Origin of the sequence: Agrobacterium vitis, from assembly GCF_037039395.1 — a bacterium.
GTDB lineage: Bacteria > Pseudomonadota > Alphaproteobacteria > Rhizobiales > Rhizobiaceae > Allorhizobium > Allorhizobium vitis_E.
In genome coordinates, this window is sequence record NZ_CP146242.1 from 1495463 (window position 1) to 1513089 (window position 17627).

At 59.0% G+C, this 17627-nt stretch carries 14 protein-coding genes; 7 read left to right on the forward strand and 7 right to left on the reverse strand.

All coding sequences use genetic code 11. The annotated features are described in order from the left end of the window. Positions 1 to 238 precede the first annotated feature (238 nt). Both V6582_RS09685 and V6582_RS09690 read right to left on the reverse strand, forming a co-directional pair. The gene (locus tag V6582_RS09685) at positions 239 to 1543 is read right to left on the reverse strand and encodes a hypothetical protein (RefSeq protein WP_156631111.1); all 1305 of its coding nucleotides are present in this window, start codon (positions 1541 to 1543) and stop codon (positions 239 to 241) included. A gap of 526 nt (positions 1544 to 2069) precedes the next feature. Next, on the reverse strand, positions 2070 to 2723 hold the full coding sequence (locus tag V6582_RS09690) for a TetR/AcrR family transcriptional regulator (RefSeq protein WP_156631113.1): 654 nt from the start codon (positions 2721 to 2723) through the stop codon (positions 2070 to 2072). Positions 2724 to 2827: 104 nt separating this feature from the next. Between V6582_RS09690 and V6582_RS09695 the strand changes: the two genes are divergently transcribed. Further along, the gene (locus V6582_RS09695; protein WP_156631115.1) at positions 2828 to 3973 is read left to right on the forward strand and encodes a lipocalin family protein; all 1146 of its coding nucleotides are present in this window, start codon (positions 2828 to 2830) and stop codon (positions 3971 to 3973) included. Between the two features lie 129 nt (positions 3974 to 4102). Continuing rightward, a complete protein-coding gene (locus V6582_RS09700) occupies positions 4103 to 5218 on the forward strand; it encodes a lipocalin-like domain-containing protein (protein ID WP_156631116.1) in 1116 nt (371 codons plus the stop codon). A 39-nt stretch (positions 5219 to 5257) separates the two neighbouring features. On the opposite strand, the gene V6582_RS09705 is transcribed toward V6582_RS09700, so the two are convergent. Further along, positions 5258 to 6142 (reverse strand): LysR family transcriptional regulator, encoded by an 885-nt coding sequence (locus tag V6582_RS09705; RefSeq protein WP_156631117.1) that lies wholly within the window; start codon positions 6140 to 6142, stop codon positions 5258 to 5260. Positions 6143 to 6251: 109 nt separating this feature from the next. Between V6582_RS09705 and V6582_RS09710 the strand changes: the two genes are divergently transcribed. The 4 genes from V6582_RS09710 to V6582_RS09725 all read left to right on the forward strand — a co-directional run bounded on the left by V6582_RS09710 (position 6252) and on the right by V6582_RS09725 (position 13159). Further along, complete coding sequence (locus V6582_RS09710; protein ID WP_337739193.1) at positions 6252 to 7823, forward strand: NADH-quinone oxidoreductase subunit L; 1572 nt, start codon at positions 6252 to 6254, stop codon at positions 7821 to 7823. Positions 7824 to 7842: 19 nt separating this feature from the next. Then, positions 7843 to 10269 carry a YbcC family protein gene (locus V6582_RS09715; RefSeq protein WP_156631119.1) on the forward strand — a complete coding sequence of 809 codons (2427 nt, stop codon included), beginning with the start codon at positions 7843 to 7845 and terminating at the stop codon, positions 10267 to 10269. A gap of 225 nt (positions 10270 to 10494) precedes the next feature. Continuing rightward, positions 10495 to 12057, forward strand: a complete 1563-nt coding sequence (locus V6582_RS09720) for a putative bifunctional diguanylate cyclase/phosphodiesterase (RefSeq protein WP_234889611.1) — start codon at positions 10495 to 10497, stop codon at positions 12055 to 12057. 109 nt (positions 12058 to 12166) lie between these two features. Continuing rightward, the gene (locus V6582_RS09725) at positions 12167 to 13159 is read left to right on the forward strand and encodes an adenosine kinase (protein ID WP_156631120.1); all 993 of its coding nucleotides are present in this window, start codon (positions 12167 to 12169) and stop codon (positions 13157 to 13159) included. A 70-nt stretch (positions 13160 to 13229) separates the two neighbouring features. Here the strand turns inward: V6582_RS09725 and V6582_RS09730 are convergent, their stop codons facing one another. Then, positions 13230 to 13769, reverse strand: a complete 540-nt coding sequence (locus tag V6582_RS09730) for an SH3 domain-containing protein (protein WP_156631121.1) — start codon at positions 13767 to 13769, stop codon at positions 13230 to 13232. 288 nt (positions 13770 to 14057) lie between these two features. On the opposite strand from V6582_RS09730, the gene V6582_RS09735 reads away from it, so the two are divergent. Continuing rightward, entirely contained in the window at positions 14058 to 15062 is a 1005-nt protein-coding gene (locus V6582_RS09735; RefSeq protein WP_156631122.1) for a 2-hydroxyacid dehydrogenase, read from the forward strand. 79 nt (positions 15063 to 15141) lie between these two features. Here V6582_RS09735 and V6582_RS09740 read toward each other — a convergent pair whose 3' ends face one another. The 3 genes from V6582_RS09740 to recF are packed head-to-tail and all read right to left on the reverse strand — an operon-like array spanning position 15142 to position 17591. Beyond that, entirely contained in the window at positions 15142 to 15618 is a 477-nt protein-coding gene (locus V6582_RS09740; RefSeq protein WP_156631123.1) for a GNAT family N-acetyltransferase, read from the reverse strand. Between the two features lie 42 nt (positions 15619 to 15660). Beyond that, positions 15661 to 16431 carry a molybdopterin-synthase adenylyltransferase MoeB gene (locus V6582_RS09745; RefSeq protein WP_156631268.1) on the reverse strand — a complete coding sequence of 257 codons (771 nt, stop codon included), beginning with the start codon at positions 16429 to 16431 and terminating at the stop codon, positions 15661 to 15663. A 35-nt stretch (positions 16432 to 16466) separates the two neighbouring features. Beyond that, entirely contained in the window at positions 16467 to 17591 is a 1125-nt protein-coding gene (gene recF, locus V6582_RS09750) for a DNA replication/repair protein RecF (protein WP_156631124.1), read from the reverse strand. Positions 17592 to 17627: the final 36 nt, after the last annotated feature.

Here is a 17627-nt window from a genome sequence, read left to right on the forward strand (position 1 = left end):
GGCCATACCATAACCGCCCCCTACGTCGTCTGCGCACCGCTCGCGTTACCTGCATCTCCATCGCGGTCGCGCGGGTTGATCTGACCGGCGTCGATGAGACGCTCGTTTCCAGTAAGGCCAAGTTCTGCTCGGTCCTGTTCGGCCTCGACTTATGCGCGACCGATCCCGATCTGATCGACGAGCAAGCCCTCCGGGAGGAGGCGTTCGAGCTGTTTCAGCGTTCCTTCGCTTTGCTCACTCATGGTGAACTTTTTAGCTTATCTTCAAACCGCGCGCCACTTCGGCAAGGCCAAGGCATCTGTCCACTCCAGCGGCGAGCACGAGTGGCTTGCCCCTTTGCATCGTCGATGGACCAGAGTTGGAGGGTGATAGGCGGCGAATAGTAAAAGCTGCCCCTATCTGCGTCTTCCTCGGGATCTGGCTCGACAAAATCGACTTTTGACGATCTCGCCGAAATGTCGAGGAAATGGGGACTGATCACGGCGTCGATCTGTTTCAGATGCTGCCGGACCCAAGTCGTCATGGAACTCACCCTTTCAACATCCTCGGATGTCGCATTTTCGAGATGACTCAGTACCGCGGTCAACTTGCTCCGTTGGATCAGTTGCTCATGAACCGCGTCCACAAACTCCATGCGGCGCTTCTCGCGTCCGTTGAATGCCTCTTCACGCTGACGTTGAGCTTCAGCCTCCCGGTATTGGCGCTCCCGCTCGTCGGCTTCTCTCCTGCGCTCGTTAATGTACGCGGCGTGTCCGACAAAGCCTGCCAATATGTCAGGCAGCATGTCTTCCAGGACTTGCGTCTTTCCGTCTGAGTAAGTGCGACGAATACCTGAATATGGGTTGGCGTGAATGACGATGGCGAGCCGGCCGGATGGAAATTGGTCGTACTTGGGCCATGGATCGGTGGTGTAGCCCCAGCGTGCCCTTTCATCCCGACGCTTCAATTCTGCGGCTGTTGGTTGATGCAAGGTTTTCTCGGGCTGTTCCTCTAGGCCGAACGCAATTGATTCATTCTCGACAACGAGCACCAACCCGTCCTCGGTCGCCTTGGGCAAATGGCCTTGGGTCTCCGCGAGAGCGAACAACTCGCTTAGAACCCGAATTCCCCGTTCAATGGAAGCCGGAGCAATTTTGAGCGGGACAGCACCTTTCGACGGAGCCGAGGCGAAACCCTGGTCGTCAGGACGCGCTTTCAAAATCGTGCGCCTTGTGGCAGCAAGATACGGCGGTTCAACGATGCTCAGCGTCAGTTCCGATGCGGGGACCAGAAGCGGCTTAGCCGCAGCGTGCTTTTGGAGCTTGTCTCTCGCTTTTTCCTTGGCTTCGCGGACCAACGGAGACAGATGCTGCTCCGAACTTCCTGATATCCTCACCGTAGCCAGGTTTGGTTCGGTCAGTGCCGGTAGTGCTTCCTTGGTGACCCGCTTCCCATATTCCAGCTTTGCCCAGTACCCACGTTCCGGTGTTGGAATGTGGTGGCGATCGCAGGTCTTCTTCAACGCCGTACCCGTGACGCCGTAATCTGCGGCAACTTTGGTCATGGGTTTGGACCAAACCTGCTCGTAAAGCTCTTCCCGAGAAACTGTCTTCACCCTCTCAACCTCTGTCGTCCATGCAATGGGCTCGGTCCCAACCCGCCATCCCGGCGATCCAGGATCAAAGTATGTTTATTGATTTTGCCGGTTTTGACGGTACTTTATCGAGGTGCCAGATTCGACGTTTGCCATCGATTTCTCATCATGAGACGGCCGATAGATGCCGATAGTTCACAGAATTTTTACAGCAGTTGTCGTGCCGAATAACCCTGTAAAATCAAAAGCCTAACTTTTTGACGGTTTCGTGTACGGGCCCCGGCCGCCCAAAAATAAATTTATGAAATGAAAACAGGCACTTAGCTCGCGGAAAATAACAGAGTGGGAATGATCCTGCCGGTCCAGGCGTCCATATAGGCCGCCGGATTTATGCGGCTCGTTCCCGTGGACCACGCATCCAGGATGCAGGCGAAGGCGGAACGAGCCGTGCAAAAACATGTACGGCTGGCGCACCGGCCTTCGTGAGCCGCAATTTTCAGGCGTCGCCGACGTTTGTTTCTGGCTCGCCATCTCCCAGGCGCTGCAACGCAGGCATCAAGACCGTATCCAGCAATCGGTTGAGGAAAGCCTCGTCAGCCGGCATGCGCCTGACCACCGCTTGATAGAAAATCATCGTTTGCGCCACATCGTCGAGCGGCTCCACCTCCAGGGCCTGCGCCCGCAATGCTCCCCTTTGCACCGCCCGATCAATCACACCACGCCATCCTTCGTTGCGGATTGCTTCAAGTTTCCTGGAAAACAGAGCAGCAAGTTCCGGATCGTGGTGCATGGGCAATAGCAGGCCGGCGAGCATACGCGCCCGCTCCGGATTAAGCGCCCCGGCAAGCATTTTCAAAAACGCGAACAGGTCGGCACGCAACGAACCGTGGTCTTCCAAATGCAATTGCAGCTTTGCCAGATCATCCTCGATTGCCGCCATGACCAGGCTCTTTGCATCCGGATAGCGTCTGTAAATGCTGGTCGCGGGAATACCGGACAGTCGTCCGACCTTGGCCATGGTTACGCCCTCAAAACCCGTCTGGCTGAGAAGCTCCAGCGTGATGCGAATAAGCGCGTCATCAAGGTTCTTGTCGCGTGGGCGGCCCTGCTGCGGTGAATTGGAATCGTCAGCGTTCAATACAATACTCATCTTAAAAACCGCCCTGTCGATATCGACGCGGTACTCGCTATTGATCGCGGAGGCAATTGGGTTTATGACTTTCGCTATAGATCCATAGCGAAATTCATAAACCCATGAACACCTTCAAAACCTGGTTCCCCACACTATCACAAACGGCAAGCAGGCGGTCGATCCTATGGGGAGGTGCGGCGCTCGGAGCAATGACACTCGCCCCGGCCTCGCTCTTCGCAGCGCAAGGCTCTGCCGCGTCAACCAGCGCCCCGGCTGGCACTTCTGCTGGAAAAGCCGAAAACGAATTATATCCTCCTTTGTTCGACCCGGTGACGGGCCTGGCTTATCTGCCCCAAATGATTCGCAATTCATGGTTTTTGATCGGCTATCTCGAAACGACAACCGGTCACAAATTCAGTTGCCTCGTTCATCAGATTATCGCCTCATCGCCCGAAGAGCCGGTAAAGATCGCCAGCATCCTGAATATCACGGACATTACCGAACGCAAATATCGCGGTGAGGAGCGGATTCATCAGAATAATGAAATCACGCTTGCAACGGACCAGATGAAAAACGTCACGCCGACGTCGACAATACAGGGCGATCACCGCTCCGTCAGTGTACAGGCGCAGTTCGGCTGGGGGGCTCTGGATTTCAAGGCGGACTTCCCCGGCCAGATCATGATGAATGGCGGCGCCGGTGTCTTCCAGTTTCTGGGTGGAACGCCGACTGTCCAATATTCAATCCCGTGGGGCAAAGGAGCGGGATGGCTGACACTGGATGGCGTTCGGCACGAGGCAACCGGCACGTTCTGGCTGGATCGCCAATGGGGCCTTCGACAGGGATTTTTTGGCCAGCCCGGCATCCCGATCGACCCCAGAGACAATTGGGTCTGGATGGATCTCAACCTCAGCAACGGAATCGTCCTCGGCTTGTGGGATGTGGAATTGAGCGGCCAACGTCATAGCTGGGTTACCGCACTTTATCCCGATGGAAGCCATGTGATCGCCGCATTGGAACCTTTGGCCGATGGTGCCAGCGCGGTATGGACCAGTCCGGCAACCGGCCAGCGCTATCCGACCCGATTTAATGTCAAGGTTCCAGCACTCGGCTGCATACTCGACGTCACAGCTGTGATGGTAGAGCAGGAAATCGTCTCGCCAACGGAACCGAAATATGAGGGCGTCGCAAATATATCCGGCCTCTTCGACGGCGAAACCGTGACTGGCTTCACACTGATTGAGATGGTGGGAAACTGGCGCGGCTGATCCCGTTGCCTAACGCCGCAGCCTTTGCAAACTCCTCAGTGTGTGCCTCACACCAACACAATCCAATCATTTCCCTTCGCTCCCAATCATTCGCCAACCACGCCGAGCGCAAAACTGAAAGACAGCAAGATGAGTGGTTTGAACACAGACTTTACCCTTCTATCGCAAAAGGCTCGCAGACGGGCGGTGCTCGGCGGAGGGCTGGCGCTTGGGGCCCTCAGCCTCACTGCGACCTCTGGCTTGGGCGCAGCCATCGCCACCGGCACCGCCCGCTCCACATCCGGCACGCCGCTGTTTATCGATCCGGTCAAGGATCTGGCTTCTCATCCCTCGACCGTTCTGGAATCCTGGTATGTCAATGCCGCCTTCGAAAGTCGGGGCAAGATTGTCGGTTTCGAATGGCATCAAAGCGTCACCCCGCAGGGCAGCATGACCGAGTTCCTGCTGATGAACGGATCTGACGGCACCTGGAGACCGCAAGTCGCCGCAGAACCCGCATCGGATAAAGTTGGTGCTGCAACGACGGAATGCCATGTCTATTCAAGCCTCGGCACGCTGAAGGGAAACCGGTCCCAGTTCCAGCTCAAGCTCGGATCGGGAGAGAACTCCGTCGACGTGGTGCTGACGCCGCAGCGCGAGGAACTCTATAACGGCACAACCGGCCTTCTTCGCTTTCTCGGCTCGGATTCCTATGAATTTGCCTTCCCCAACATGCAGGCGAAGGGATCGATGACCATTGATGGCGACGTGTTTCCAGTCGATGCAAAATCGGTGTGGTTTGATCGGCAATGGGCCAAGTCGGAAGCTGCCGATCCGCAAGAGCAGGCGAAGAAGGCTGAGCAGATCAATCAGTCTCACTGGACATGGCTGGGACTGACGTTCGATGCCTCAGACAAATGCGCGATTTCGTTCTGGGATGTCATGGAACCCAACAAGCGTTCGACCTTCCTGACCTATTTGCGCGAGGACGGGGTGCAGATGAATGTCGATGCGCAGGTGGATTACGATCGCATCTGGACAAGCAGCGATACCGGGCAGCGTTATCCTGCCATTGCGCATATAACCGCGCCAGCAATCAATCTCGACATCGTGCTGACCGCAATGCTTGAGCGACCGGAGTTTGTCTATCAATCAGGACAAGGGCATAGCGGATGCCAGTCCCTCTGCCTGGTGAAGGGTAAAATCGGCGCAAACACCATCAGCAAACCGGCGATCCTGGAGCTTATTGGCGGTATCGACCTGTGACAAAGGCCCCAAGGCGGCGATAGCCGGTGCAGACCGCGATCATAATACCCTGCCGCTGGCCAACAGTTCGGCCAGCATCGTATTGGGAAAGCGCCGTTTCTGGATGATCGCATAAAAGCTTTCGATGACTTCCGGAATGCGGCAGTGTTCGATGAGCACTCCCGCCTCCAGTTCGTCGCGCACGACGATCGGCGGCACCAGTGTGAGCCCTTCGCGCTCGCGTGCCAGAAGGCGAAGCATCGCCATATCGTCCACCTCGGCGAGAATGATAGGCCGTATTCCGGCCATTTCGAGGATCCGGTCGAAGGCCACCCGGATATCGCTATCGAGGCTGGGCAGTAGCAATGGCTCGGTGCGCAGATCGTCGGGAAATTTGAAACTCTGCCCAGCAGGCCGGGGGCGGCCAACCAGGCTGACCGGCTGCTCGTTCAGCAGATGATTGCGCAACAGCGAGCGTGCGTCGCGCGGGGCGGCGCTGTTTGCCAGCACAACATCAACGGCATGGGCTTCGAGTTGCGCCAGGAGATCGCGCATATTGCCCGAACGCACGATCAGTTCCACATCGGAGCGACCGACCAGCGGGCGCAGGAATTCCAGCTGGAAGTTGCGCGACAGCGTCGTCAGCGCGCCGACCCGCAACACTTGACGGCTGGAGGTGGGGCGGCCACTGAGCGTGCTCATCAATTCGTCGCCGGCCTTGAACACCGTATCGGCATAATCGAGCGCGATCTGCCCAGCTTCTGTCAGCACCAGCTTCTTGCCGACACGCTCGAACAGCGCATGCCCCATCTGATGTTCAAGCTTCTGGATCTGCACGGACAAAGCTGACTGCGACAGATTCATATGCTGTGCGGCCCGCGTCAGGCTGCCTTCATGCGCGACGGCCCAGAAATAGCGTAGATGATTGAAATTCAAATCTCTCATATCGTTCTTTTAAAACGAACGATATCGACAAAACAATGAATTTTTCTTGGTCTCATAGCTTGGATAAGAGTGGTCCCCGAAGCGATCCTGCCTGAAGGGAATACCACCCGTGTCCATTCATTTCCTGCCCTTGCTGGCGCCCCTTGCCCTGCTTGCGAGCGCCGCCATCAGCTTTACGCAACAGCAGCAAAGGCCCAGACATAGCCCTCGTCTTGGGGAAGTAGCAGCGCTGCTGGCGCTTGCAATCGCGCTGGCCTCGATCATCGCGCTGATCCTGCTTGGCCCTGGCAGCAGCCCGTTGATCGGGTTTGCAACAGTGGGCCTATCGGTTCGGCTGGATGCCGTCAGCGCCACCATGCTGGTGCTGGTGACATTCATCGGCTGGGTGGTCACACGCTATGCCGCGACCTATATGGATGGCGAGGACCGGCAGGGACCGTTCACCGGTTGGCTCTGCATGACCCTCGCCGCGGTGCTGTTGCTGGTCACGGCGGGCAACCTGCTGCAACTGGTGCTCGCCTGGATCGCCACCAGCCTGTTTCTCCATAAATTGCTGTTGTTTTATCCCGGTCGAGTGGCGGCACAGCGCGCCGCCCGCAAGAAATTCATCACCGCCCGCCTCGGCGATGCAGCGCTGGCCGCTGCGGCCGCTTTGCTGGCAATCGCCTATGGAACCGCCGATATCGGCGCAATCCTCGATGCTGCCCGTGCTGGACATGCCACGGGACAAGGCGGCGGCCTTGTTGTTGCCGCAGCAAGCCTGCTGGCGCTGGCTGCTGCGCTTAAATCCGCGCAGTTTCCCACCCATGGCTGGCTGACCGAGGTGATGGAAACACCGACACCCGTCTCAGCGCTGTTGCATGCGGGGGTGATCAATGCCGGTGGCTTTCTGCTGATCCGTTTTGCCGATGTCATGCTGCTCGCCCCCGGCGTGCTGGCGGTGCTGGTCATGCTCGGCGGTTTCACGGCGCTGTTCGGCAGCCTGGTGATGCTGACCCAACCTGCGGTCAAAACCTCGCTGGCCTGGTCCACCGTTGCGCAGATGGGCTTCATGATCTTCGAATGCGGCCTGGGGCTGTTTCCGCTGGCCCTGCTGCATATCGTGGCGCATTCGCTCTACAAGGCCCATTCCTTTCTGGCCTCTGGTGGCGCAGTGGAGCGGGTCGCAGCACTCCCCCGGCCCGGCCCGGTGGCCGTGCCCGATGCGGGCGCGGTTGGGCGAGCCTTTCTTTCAGCCCTTGCCATCTACTGTGTCGTAGGCCTGTGTTTTGGGCTGACACATAAATCACCGCAAGCCATTGCGCTTGGCGCCATCCTGATCTTCGGCGTCGCCTATATGCTGGCCCAGGGCTTTGCCGATGCGGCCCCCAAGGCATTGACCCGGCGCACGGCGGTCTATGCCATCGCCACCTCGATCGGCTATTTCGCGCTGCAAATGGCTGCCACCCTGATGACATCAGGGGTCCTGCCTGCCACGCCTGCGCCGGAACCGCTGGAATGGGCGCTGATCGTGCTGGCAGTGGTCAGCTTCGGCCTGGTCGCCGTGGTGCAGGCCATGTTCCCCCTCTGGGCCTATCATCCGGCAGCGGCGGGCCTGCGCGTCCATCTTTCCAACGGCTTCTACGTCAATGCCATCTTCGACCGCCTGGTCGGTGGTTGGTCGATCCGTAGCCTGTCTTGATGAAATCGGAGTTTTGACCATGTTGCATAGCCATATCCCGACCCAAGCCGATCCGATGATCTTCGAGGCGGCGGCAGACCGTGCCGCACGGGCCATTCCTCCCGTCTGGCCGCTGATGTCGAGCGTCGCCGTCAACCCCTTTCTCGGGCAAGCTGGCGAAACCTTAGCCCAGGCGGGCGCCCGGCTGGCGCGCGTGGCAGGCATCGCCATCACCATGCCGCGCCATTGGTACCAGCAGAAGATCGCCACGGGTGAGATTTCCGATGCGGATCTGCTGGCCGCCTGGACCTGCGCCCCTGCCGATCTGCGGCCAACCGATCTTGCTGCCTTGAAAATAGCTGCCACTCTCACCCCACCAAAGCCAAAGGCACTGGCCTCGGTGGCGGATCTGGCGACGCAAGTCTCCGGTGTAGATTGGCCGGGCCTGATAACCGAGCGGCTCGGCGCCTGGATGGCAGGCTATTTCGATGAGGGCCAAGCGCTGTGGGCCGCGCCGCGTGGCAAAAGCGCCTATAGCGCCTGGCGGGCCGTGGCAACCCATGACCTGACGCCGGAAATCGCCGGTCTGCGCGGTTTTGCGCGGCATGTCTCGGAGGCACCGGAAACGGCGATGGCGGTGATCGCCCGTGTCTGCATCCGTCTCGGCCTGCCTGCCGAGGCGCTGGAGACCTATTTTCACCAGATGCTGATGTCACTGGGCGGCTGGGGGCAATATGCACGCTACAAACTCTGGCAAGCGGAACTGGCCGGCGGCACCGATCAAACGATCACGGACCTTCTGGCAATCCGGCTGATCTGGGAAGAGGCGCTGTTTCTGCGCTATGGCGGCCAAATCGGCGAAGCCTGGGCGCATGTGCGGGCGGCCCATGCGGCACCGGTCGTGGCGACGCCCGATATAGTGATCGACGCCATCCTTCAGGACGCAGCCGAACGGGCGGCACAGCGGAAACTGGCTCGGACTTTGGCAAAAACCGCCCCACAGAAACGCGAAACCCGGCCACGGATTCAAGCCGCCTTCTGCATAGATGTGCGCTCGGAAGTGTTTCGCCGTGCGCTTGAGAGCCTCGATCCGCAGATTCAGACGCTCGGCTTTGCAGGCTTTTTCGGTCTGGGGACGGCGCATCGCCGCTTTGCCTCCGATGTCGAGGAATTGCGGCTCCCGGTTCTGCTCAATCCGGCACTCAAATCCAGCGCTGGCGGACCTTACAAGGCCGACGATGCCGAGCCGCAACGGGTCAAGGCGCGGGCAAAGCGAGCCTGGGGCCGGTTTAAGCTGGCGGCTGTCTCCTCCTTCGCTTTCGTCGAGGCCACAGGGCCGATCTATGTCGGCAAATTGCTCACCGATGCACTCGGCCTCCCCCACGCACCAACCCCGAATGATCCCGCACCGCAACTCGAACCTGCGCTCGATCTGGCGACCCGGGTCAAGGCAGCCGGTGCGGTGCTGCGCGCCATGTCGCTGACCACGGGCTTTGCACGGCTGGTGCTTCTGACAGGGCACGGCGCCAATACCGTCAACAATCCTCATGCCAGTGGCCTGCATTGCGGTGCCTGCGGCGGCTATTCGGGAGAGGTCAATGCCCGCCTGCTGGCGGCCTTGCTGAATGACCCTGATGTCCGGGGCGGACTGATTGAGACCGGCATCGAGGTCCCGCTGGATACACTGTTCCTGGCGGCACTGCATGAAACGACCACCGACCGGGTGATGCTCTATGCGGATGACCATCCCTCCAACACTCATGAGGCCGATATCGCTCAGGCCAGGAGCTGGCTTGCCGATGCCGGCAGACTTGCGAGGGGCGAGCGTGCCCTTCGCCTGCCGCGTGCCGTAGACGAGGCATCCATTTCCAAACGCAGCCGCGACTGGGCAGAGACCCGGCCCGAATGGGCGCTGGCTGGCTGCAAGGCCTTTATCGCCGCCCCCAGATCCCGCACGGCTGCTAAAAACCTCGAGGGCCGGGCCTTCCTGCATGATTATGACTGGACGCAGGACAAGGGCTTCAGCACGCTGGAGCTGATCCTGACCGCCCCGGTCATCGTCGCGAGCTGGATCAGCCTGCAATATTACGGCTCGACCGTAGCGCCGGAGGCTTTTGGCGGTGGCAACAAGCTCCTGCACAATGTCACCGGTGGCATCGGCGTGGTGGAAGGCAATGGCGGGCTTTTGCGGGCCGGGCTGCCTTGGCAATCCGTCCATGATGGACGGGATTATGCACACGAACCGCTGCGCCTGTCGGTCTGTCTTGAAGCGCCCGTCGAGGCCATTGCCGAGGTGCTGGGCCGCCATGATGGGGTGCGCGCCCTGTTCGATCATGGCTGGCTGCACCTCTTCTCCCTTGATGAGCAGGGCCGTATGGCCTGGCGGTACAATGGCGGTCTGCAATGGGTGTCAATGGACGACGCGCAGGCCCCCGAACACATGCACCCGCTGAAGGTCGCCGTTTAATCGGGACTGGACGTTCTAACTGGACAGCCACCCGGGATACAATAAACGCGCTCTGGAATGGGCATAGTCCGGGTGGTGACCTGATCTGGCATCAGGGCTGCGCACATCACATCTGCGTATTTCCTATTTAAGGAATATTTTTAACGCCTATTTCACAGTGAATGTGCTTTCGTCATGGCTGGCAAACGGGGTTGACCCGTGGCCAGGGAGATCGACCGCGTGAAGATGGCATCTATATTTCAGAACAAGCCTATAAAAGACGCCGCTATATTGCTGAGTGTCGGGGCTGTGATATGGGCGATTGCCATCCAAATCGACTTCCATGAACATCTCGATGCCTTCCTGCATCGCAATGAAGCCTGGCAACTCGATGAGCTTTTCAATGTCGTCGCTATTACCGGTCTGCTCAGCCTGATTTTCGCGGCCAGACGGATCGGCGAGCTGAAGGCCGAGATCCGGTTGAGAAACACCGCCGAAGACAATATGGACTGGCTGGCCCATCACGATCCCCTGACAGGCCTTCCCAATCGCCGGGCGCTGTCCGATCGGCAGGCGGAGATGGAAGCCTTGCAGGATGGACGCCACTGGGTGATCTATTCCATAGATCTCGACGGGTTCAAGAAGGTCAACGACCTCGTAGGCCACCAGGGCGGCGACCTGCTTTTGCGGCAAGTGGCGCAGCGCTTAACGCATGCCTTGCCGAATGCCGATGTCTACCGGATGGGTGGTGACGAATTCCTGCTGGTCAGCCCTCGCTCGGCGAATATGGATTATCGCCATGCCGGCCAACATATCGTCAGGCTTCTGTGCAACCCTTACGATGTCGGCGGCATGACCAGCGAAATCGGCGTCAGTGTCGGTTTTGCGCTGTTTCCGGAAGACAGCGACGATTTCAAGGATGCAACGCACTGCGCCGATGTGGCGATGTATGTCGCCAAGAAAGCCGGGCAGAACAGCGTCTATGGCTTCGAACGGATCATGGAAGACCGCGTCATGCGGCGGGCTGAAACCGAAATGGCGCTGAAGCGTGCGATCCGTGACAAACTGATCGTTCCCTATTACCAGCCATTGATCGACCTCAAATCCGGTGAATTGCGTGGATTCGAGGCTTTGGCACGATGGAAGACCGGCCCTAACCATTACGTTCCCCCCAGTGATTTCATCGAATTGGCGGAAACCGCCGGGCTGATCGTCGAGCTGTCGGATAGTCTGTTTCGCCAGGCCTGTCTTGACGCACTGCAATGGCCCGACACGGTGCGGCTGGCCTTCAACATCTCGCCGACGCAATTCATCGACCGTCAATTGAGCCTGCGGATCATGTCGATCCTGATGGAGACGGGATTTCCGCCCAACCGGCTGGAAATCGAGATCACCGAAACGGCGCTGGTCCATGATATCGAACTGGCTACCCAGATCCTGGCCGACCTCAGGCAGAGCGGCATCCGCATTGCCCTGGACGATTTCGGCACCGGCTATTCCAGCCTGTCGCAATTATCGAAATTCACCTTCGACAAGATCAAGATCGACCGCAGTTTCGTCATGGCCTACGACGTCGACAAGAAGCAGGAAGACATTATGCGTGCCATTCTGGGCCTTGGTCAGGGCCTTGGCATTGCCACCACCGCCGAAGGCATCGAGGACGAGAACCAGCTGGCCTTCCTGAAAAGCATCGGCTGCGATTTCGGTCAGGGCTTCCTGTTCAGCAAGGCGTTACCGGCAGAACAAGCCCTGTCGTTAACGACGAAGGATGCCACAATAAAACCAGATGTAGCAACTGTGGCGCGCTAAAAATACGCCAACAACCGGAGAACCCATTAAGTGCTGCGATTTTGTCTTTCCTGAACGCCAAAATTCGCTAAGAGCTTATCGTAATATCAATGGACGGATGCAGCCTCCCATGACGCAATTCGACGTGCTCACCATCGGTAACGCTATCGTTGACATCATCTCCCGCTGTGAGGATCAATTCCTGGAAGAAAACGGCATCGTCAAGGGCGCCATGAACCTGATTGATGCGGAACGCGCCACACGGCTTTACAGCCTGATGGGGCCAGCCATCGAGGCCTCCGGCGGCAGTGCCGGCAATACGGCGGCAGGCATTGCCAATTTCGGCGGCAAGGCAGCTTATTTCGGCAAGGTCGCCGAAGACCAGCTCGGGACGATTTTCGCCCATGACATTCGCGCCCAGGGCGTTCATTACCAGACCATGGCCAGAGGTCAGCATCCGCCGACCGCTCGCTGCATGATTTTCGTAACCGAAGACGGCGAGCGCTCGATGAACACCTATCTCGGCGCCTGCGTCGAGCTCGGTCCTGAAGATGTCGAGCCGGAGGTGGTGAAACAGGCCAAGGTCACCTATTTCGAAGGCTATCTCTGGGACCCGCCACGCGCCAAGCAGGCGATCGTCGATTGCGCCCGCATTGCCCATGAGCATGGACGGGAAATGTCGATGACCCTGTCCGACAGTTTCTGCGTGCATCGCTACCGCGCCGAATTCCTCGACCTGATGCGCTCAGGCACCGTCGACATCGTGTTTGCCAATCGGCAGGAAGCGCTCGCCCTCTATGAGACAGAGGATTTCGACGCAGCACTCGACCAGATCGGCAAGGATTGCAAACTTGCCGCTGTGACCATGAGCGAAGAGGGAGCGATGATTATCCGTGGCAGCGAGCGCATCCATGTGCCTGCCACCACCATCGCCGAACTGGTCGATACGACAGGTGCCGGCGATCTGTTCGCCTCCGGTTTTCTTTACGGCTATACGCAGGGGCGGTCTCTGGAAGATTGCGGCAAGCTCGGTTGCCTGGCAGCCGGCCTGGTCATTCAGCAGATGGGACCGAGACCGCAGGCCTCGCTACAAGAGGCAGCCAGCGAAGCCGGGCTTATTTAAAAGGCCCAGTTATGGGAAGCCTTCCGTGATTTGAAGGCTCCCCTTATTTGCCCTTATTTGAAGGCTTCTCTTACTTGAAGGCCTCGCCGGGATAGGCGCCCCAGATTTCCCCTTGGGCGACCCATCCTTTGGTGCCGTCCACTTCGGTGCGACACCAGTTGCCATTGCATTCCAGCAGCTTCATCAGCACGCCGGGTTGAAGCTTGGCAACCACGCCCGCCCCGGCCTGCCCATCGCGGCGCATATTCACATAGATATCGTCGCCCTTACCCTTCATCCACGGCGCTGCAAGCGCACTGCGTTCACCAGACAGCAATGTCTGGTTCACCCAGCCCTCAGTGCCATCGGCATCGCGAATGCGCCGCCAATTGTCGTATTCCTGAATGATTTCCACCGGCAATCCCGCACGCGTATACATCCAGGACGTCGCATAATCCGTGCTGGGGCCAATGCGCAGATTGACCCTCGCCGATTTCAAGGTCACGAAACGCGGCAACGGCAGGCCGCTCATGCCCTTGGCTGGGCCTTGCGCGACGGCGGCGCCTGCCCATATGACACAGAGAGCGGCGATGAAAGGAATGAGACAGGAGCGTTTGAACCCGTTGGGCATGGCATTTCCGTTGAACGATCGATAAAACGAAACCCGAAGCCCCCGCCAGCGGTTCCGTCGCCTGTATGTGATCCTTGACGGCGAAGATACAATTGTCTTCCCGAACAGGTTTGATAGAAATGAACCGGACTGCGCAATATCTCTCTCGACCAGAGTGGCTCGAAAATAATATTGCGTAGCTGGCGAAACCTCTTGAAACATCCGTCCCGCGCCAGCGACGCGCGACGACTGGCCGGAATCATCGCCTGTGTTGGTTAAGGACCTGTTTACAAAGCATCGAAAGTCTTCATGACCCAGCGGAAAAAGACCAAGGTTTACATCACGCGCAAACTGCCGGACGCAGTGGAAACCCGCATGCGGGAATTGTTCGAGGCAGAGTTGAACATTGACGACACGCCGCGCAGCCGCGACGCCCTGATGGATGCGATGAAAACCTGTGATGTTCTGGTGCCGACCGTGACCGACCGGATCGATGCCGGACTGATCGAGGCGGCTGGCCCGCAACTGAAACTGATTGCCAGCTTTTCCAACGGCACCGACCATATCGATGTCGATGCTGCGGCCCGCAAGGGCATTACCGTGACCAATACGCCGAATGTGCTGAGCGAAGACACCGCCGACATGACCATGGCGCTGATTCTCGCCGGCCCACGGCGTCTGGCGGAAGGCTCGCGCGTTCTGACCGACCAGCCCGGCGAATGGGCCGGATGGTCGCCGACCTGGATGCTGGGACGGCGGATCTGGGGCAAGCGAATCGGCATTGTCGGCATGGGCCGGATCGGCACGGCGGTCGCCCGGCGCGCCAAGGCTTTCGGCCTCGCCATCCACTACCATAACCGCAAACGGGTCAGCCCGCAGACGGAAGATGAGCTGGAGGCAACCTATTGGGACAGTCTCGACCAGATGCTGGCGCGGGTCGATATCGTCTCGGTCAATTGCCCATCCACGCCGGCCACCTACCATCTGCTTTCGGCCCGGCGCCTGGCGCTGATGCAGCCGACCAGCTATATCGTCAACACCGCCCGGGGTGGCATTATCGATGAAAGCGCCCTCATTCAATGCATCCGTGACGGCAAGATCGCGGGCGCGGGCCTGGATGTGTTTGAGAATGAACCGGCGGTCAATCCGAAGCTGTTGAAACTGGCGGAAGACGGCAAGGTCGTATTGCTGCCGCATATGGGATCGGCAACGATTGAAGGCCGGATCGATATGGGTGACAAGGTGATCATCAATATTCGCACCTATTTCGACGGCCATAGGCCGCCGAACCGGGTTTTGCCGGGGCGCGACTGATCACAGGTGCTTTCATAAAAGGCTTGAGATAGCCGAAACCGAAATACGAACAGCTATTGAAAATGGCTGTTCGTATCAATCAGACGAGTGGCTTTTCCATCAGCACGAACGTGGCCCGGTCATAACCGGGATGGCTTTTTTCCCCAACAACATGGAAACCCCATTTTTCGAAGCGCTTGTGATTATTATCAAGCTCGATACGGGTTTCCAACTGCAAGTGCCTGACACCACAGGCATGGGCAACACCTTCCGCCGCTTTCAGCATGGCGCGACCAATCCCTTGCCCCTGAAGCCCGGGAAGCACGGCGACCTTGCCGACATAGAGCCGGTCTGCCTCGCTCTGGCGGCAGAACAGACAGCCGACCAGCTTGCCATCGATCAGGGCGGCATAACCGATTTCCTCATGCGCCTTGGCTTTCAGGGCTTCCGCCGTCAGCTTCAACGCTGAAGACGGCGGATCGATCAGCGGATGCATGTAGTCGAAAGCTTCCAGCACCAGGGCTAGAAGATCATCCCAATTTTCAAACTGCTCGTCGATCTGAATGATCTCGACCATGGTCAGCCTTTCCTGTTCCTGTCATCGCTCTGGCCTGTTCTATCATGGCGCGGACCTGTTGCTGTCACGACGCCGGTAGCGCACCGTGTCGAACCGGGCGGACAGGGCGTCATACATTAGCAGACGCCCTACTAACGGTTCCCCAATGCCGGTGATAAGTTTGATCGCTTCCATCGCCATCAAGGTGCCGATCACCCCGGTCAGCGCACCGATAATGCCAGTCTCGGCGCAGGTGGGAATGAGACCGGCAGGCGGCTTTTCCGGAAAAAGATCGCGGTAGCCAGGATAGAGCACTCCATCCGGCCCGGTCTCATAGGGTTTCAGTACGGTCAGCGAGCCTTCAAAACGCCCAACAGCACCCGTCACCAATGGGCGGCAATGCTGTTGTCCGGCATCGGCGGCGGCATAGCGGCTGTCGAAATTGTCCGAACCGTCGATCAGCAGATCGAACCCGGGCAGATGCGTTGCGGCGAAATCCGCATCGAAGCGTTGCTCGAACCGCATCACGCGCACATGTGGGTTGAGCCTGGCAATGGCCTTTGCCGCGCTTTCCGTCTTCAGGTCGTTCAGCGTACCGCTGTCATGGATCACCTGCCGTTGCAGATTGGAGAGCGAGACGTGGTCGTCATCGGCAATGCCCAGCGTGCCGATACCGGCTGCGGCCAGATATTGCAGTACAGGCGCGCCAAGTCCGCCTGCGCCAATCACCAGCACGCGGGCGGCTTTCAGCTTCTGCTGGCCTGCCCCGCCGATTTCCGGCAAGAGGATGTGGCGTTGATAACGCTGGATTTCTTCGGGTGAAAGCGGCTCCATGGCCTGTTGTCGCATGTCTTTGGCTTTCCGAATAGTCACAATGACAGATGGCCGTCATCCACGGTCACGAATTGTGCCCGATCACCCAGACTTGCAAACATCTGCGCATCGGTGCCGGTCATGAAGGCCTGGCCGCCGAGCACGTCGATCCGGTCGAACAGGGCAGCCCGACGGCCCTCGTCAAGATGGGCGGCAATTTCATCCAGGAGCAGGATCGGCGCAAAGCCGGTCATGGTCGCCACCAGTTCGGCATGGGCAAGGATCAGGCCGATCAGCAGAGCCTTCTGCTCGCCGGTCGAACAACGCTCGGCTTCCATGTCTTTTTCCCGGTGCCGCACCAGAAGATCGCTGCGATGCGGCCCCTCCAGCGTGCGGCCTGCCGCTGCATCCCTGCCCCTGGAACCGGCCAGACGATCGCGATAGGTGTCTTCGAGATCGATAGCCGCCGTGCCGGCATGGTCATCCATGAACCCCGACAGCATCAGTTCTGCCCCCGGAAAACTTTCAGGCTCCCGTCGCTGTTCGATAAGGGCGGCCAGCAACCGCATCATTTCCTGACGGGCGAGCGCCATGGCAATGCCGAGTGCTGCCATCTGCTGCTCGATCCCGGCAAGCCAACTGGCATCGAAACGGCCTTCGGAGAGCAATTTGTTGCGGCTGCGCATGGCGCGCTCGAAATCGCTGGCGCGGCGGCCATGCTGCGGGTCGATCGACAGGACCAGCCGATCCAGAAACCTGCGCCGCTCGGACGAGGAGCCGGTAAAGAGACCGTCCATGGCTGGCGTCAGCCAGAGAACGCGCAAATGATCGGTCAATTCGTCGACGGAGCGCACCGAGGCGCCATTGATGCGCAGACGCCGCACCGCCGTCTCGTCCTGAACCTCCGTGCCGGTGCCCAGTTCCACGTCCCCGGCCATGCCCCCCAGGCTGGCAAAAATCGAAAATCCGCTTGCCGCTCCGGCCCGCGCCACATCGGACAGCACCGCCCGACGCAGCCCACGCCCCGGCGACAGAAAGGAAACCGCTTCCATCAAATTGGTCTTGCCGGAACCGTTATTGCCGGTCAGCACCACATGGCGTCCATCAAGCCGCAAGGAGGCGGAACCGTAATTGCGGAAATCCGTCAGCTGCAGCCGGTTGATGAAGGTTTTTTCAGCCATGCATTCCCATATCAAACCGTCTCACGGCACGACGCT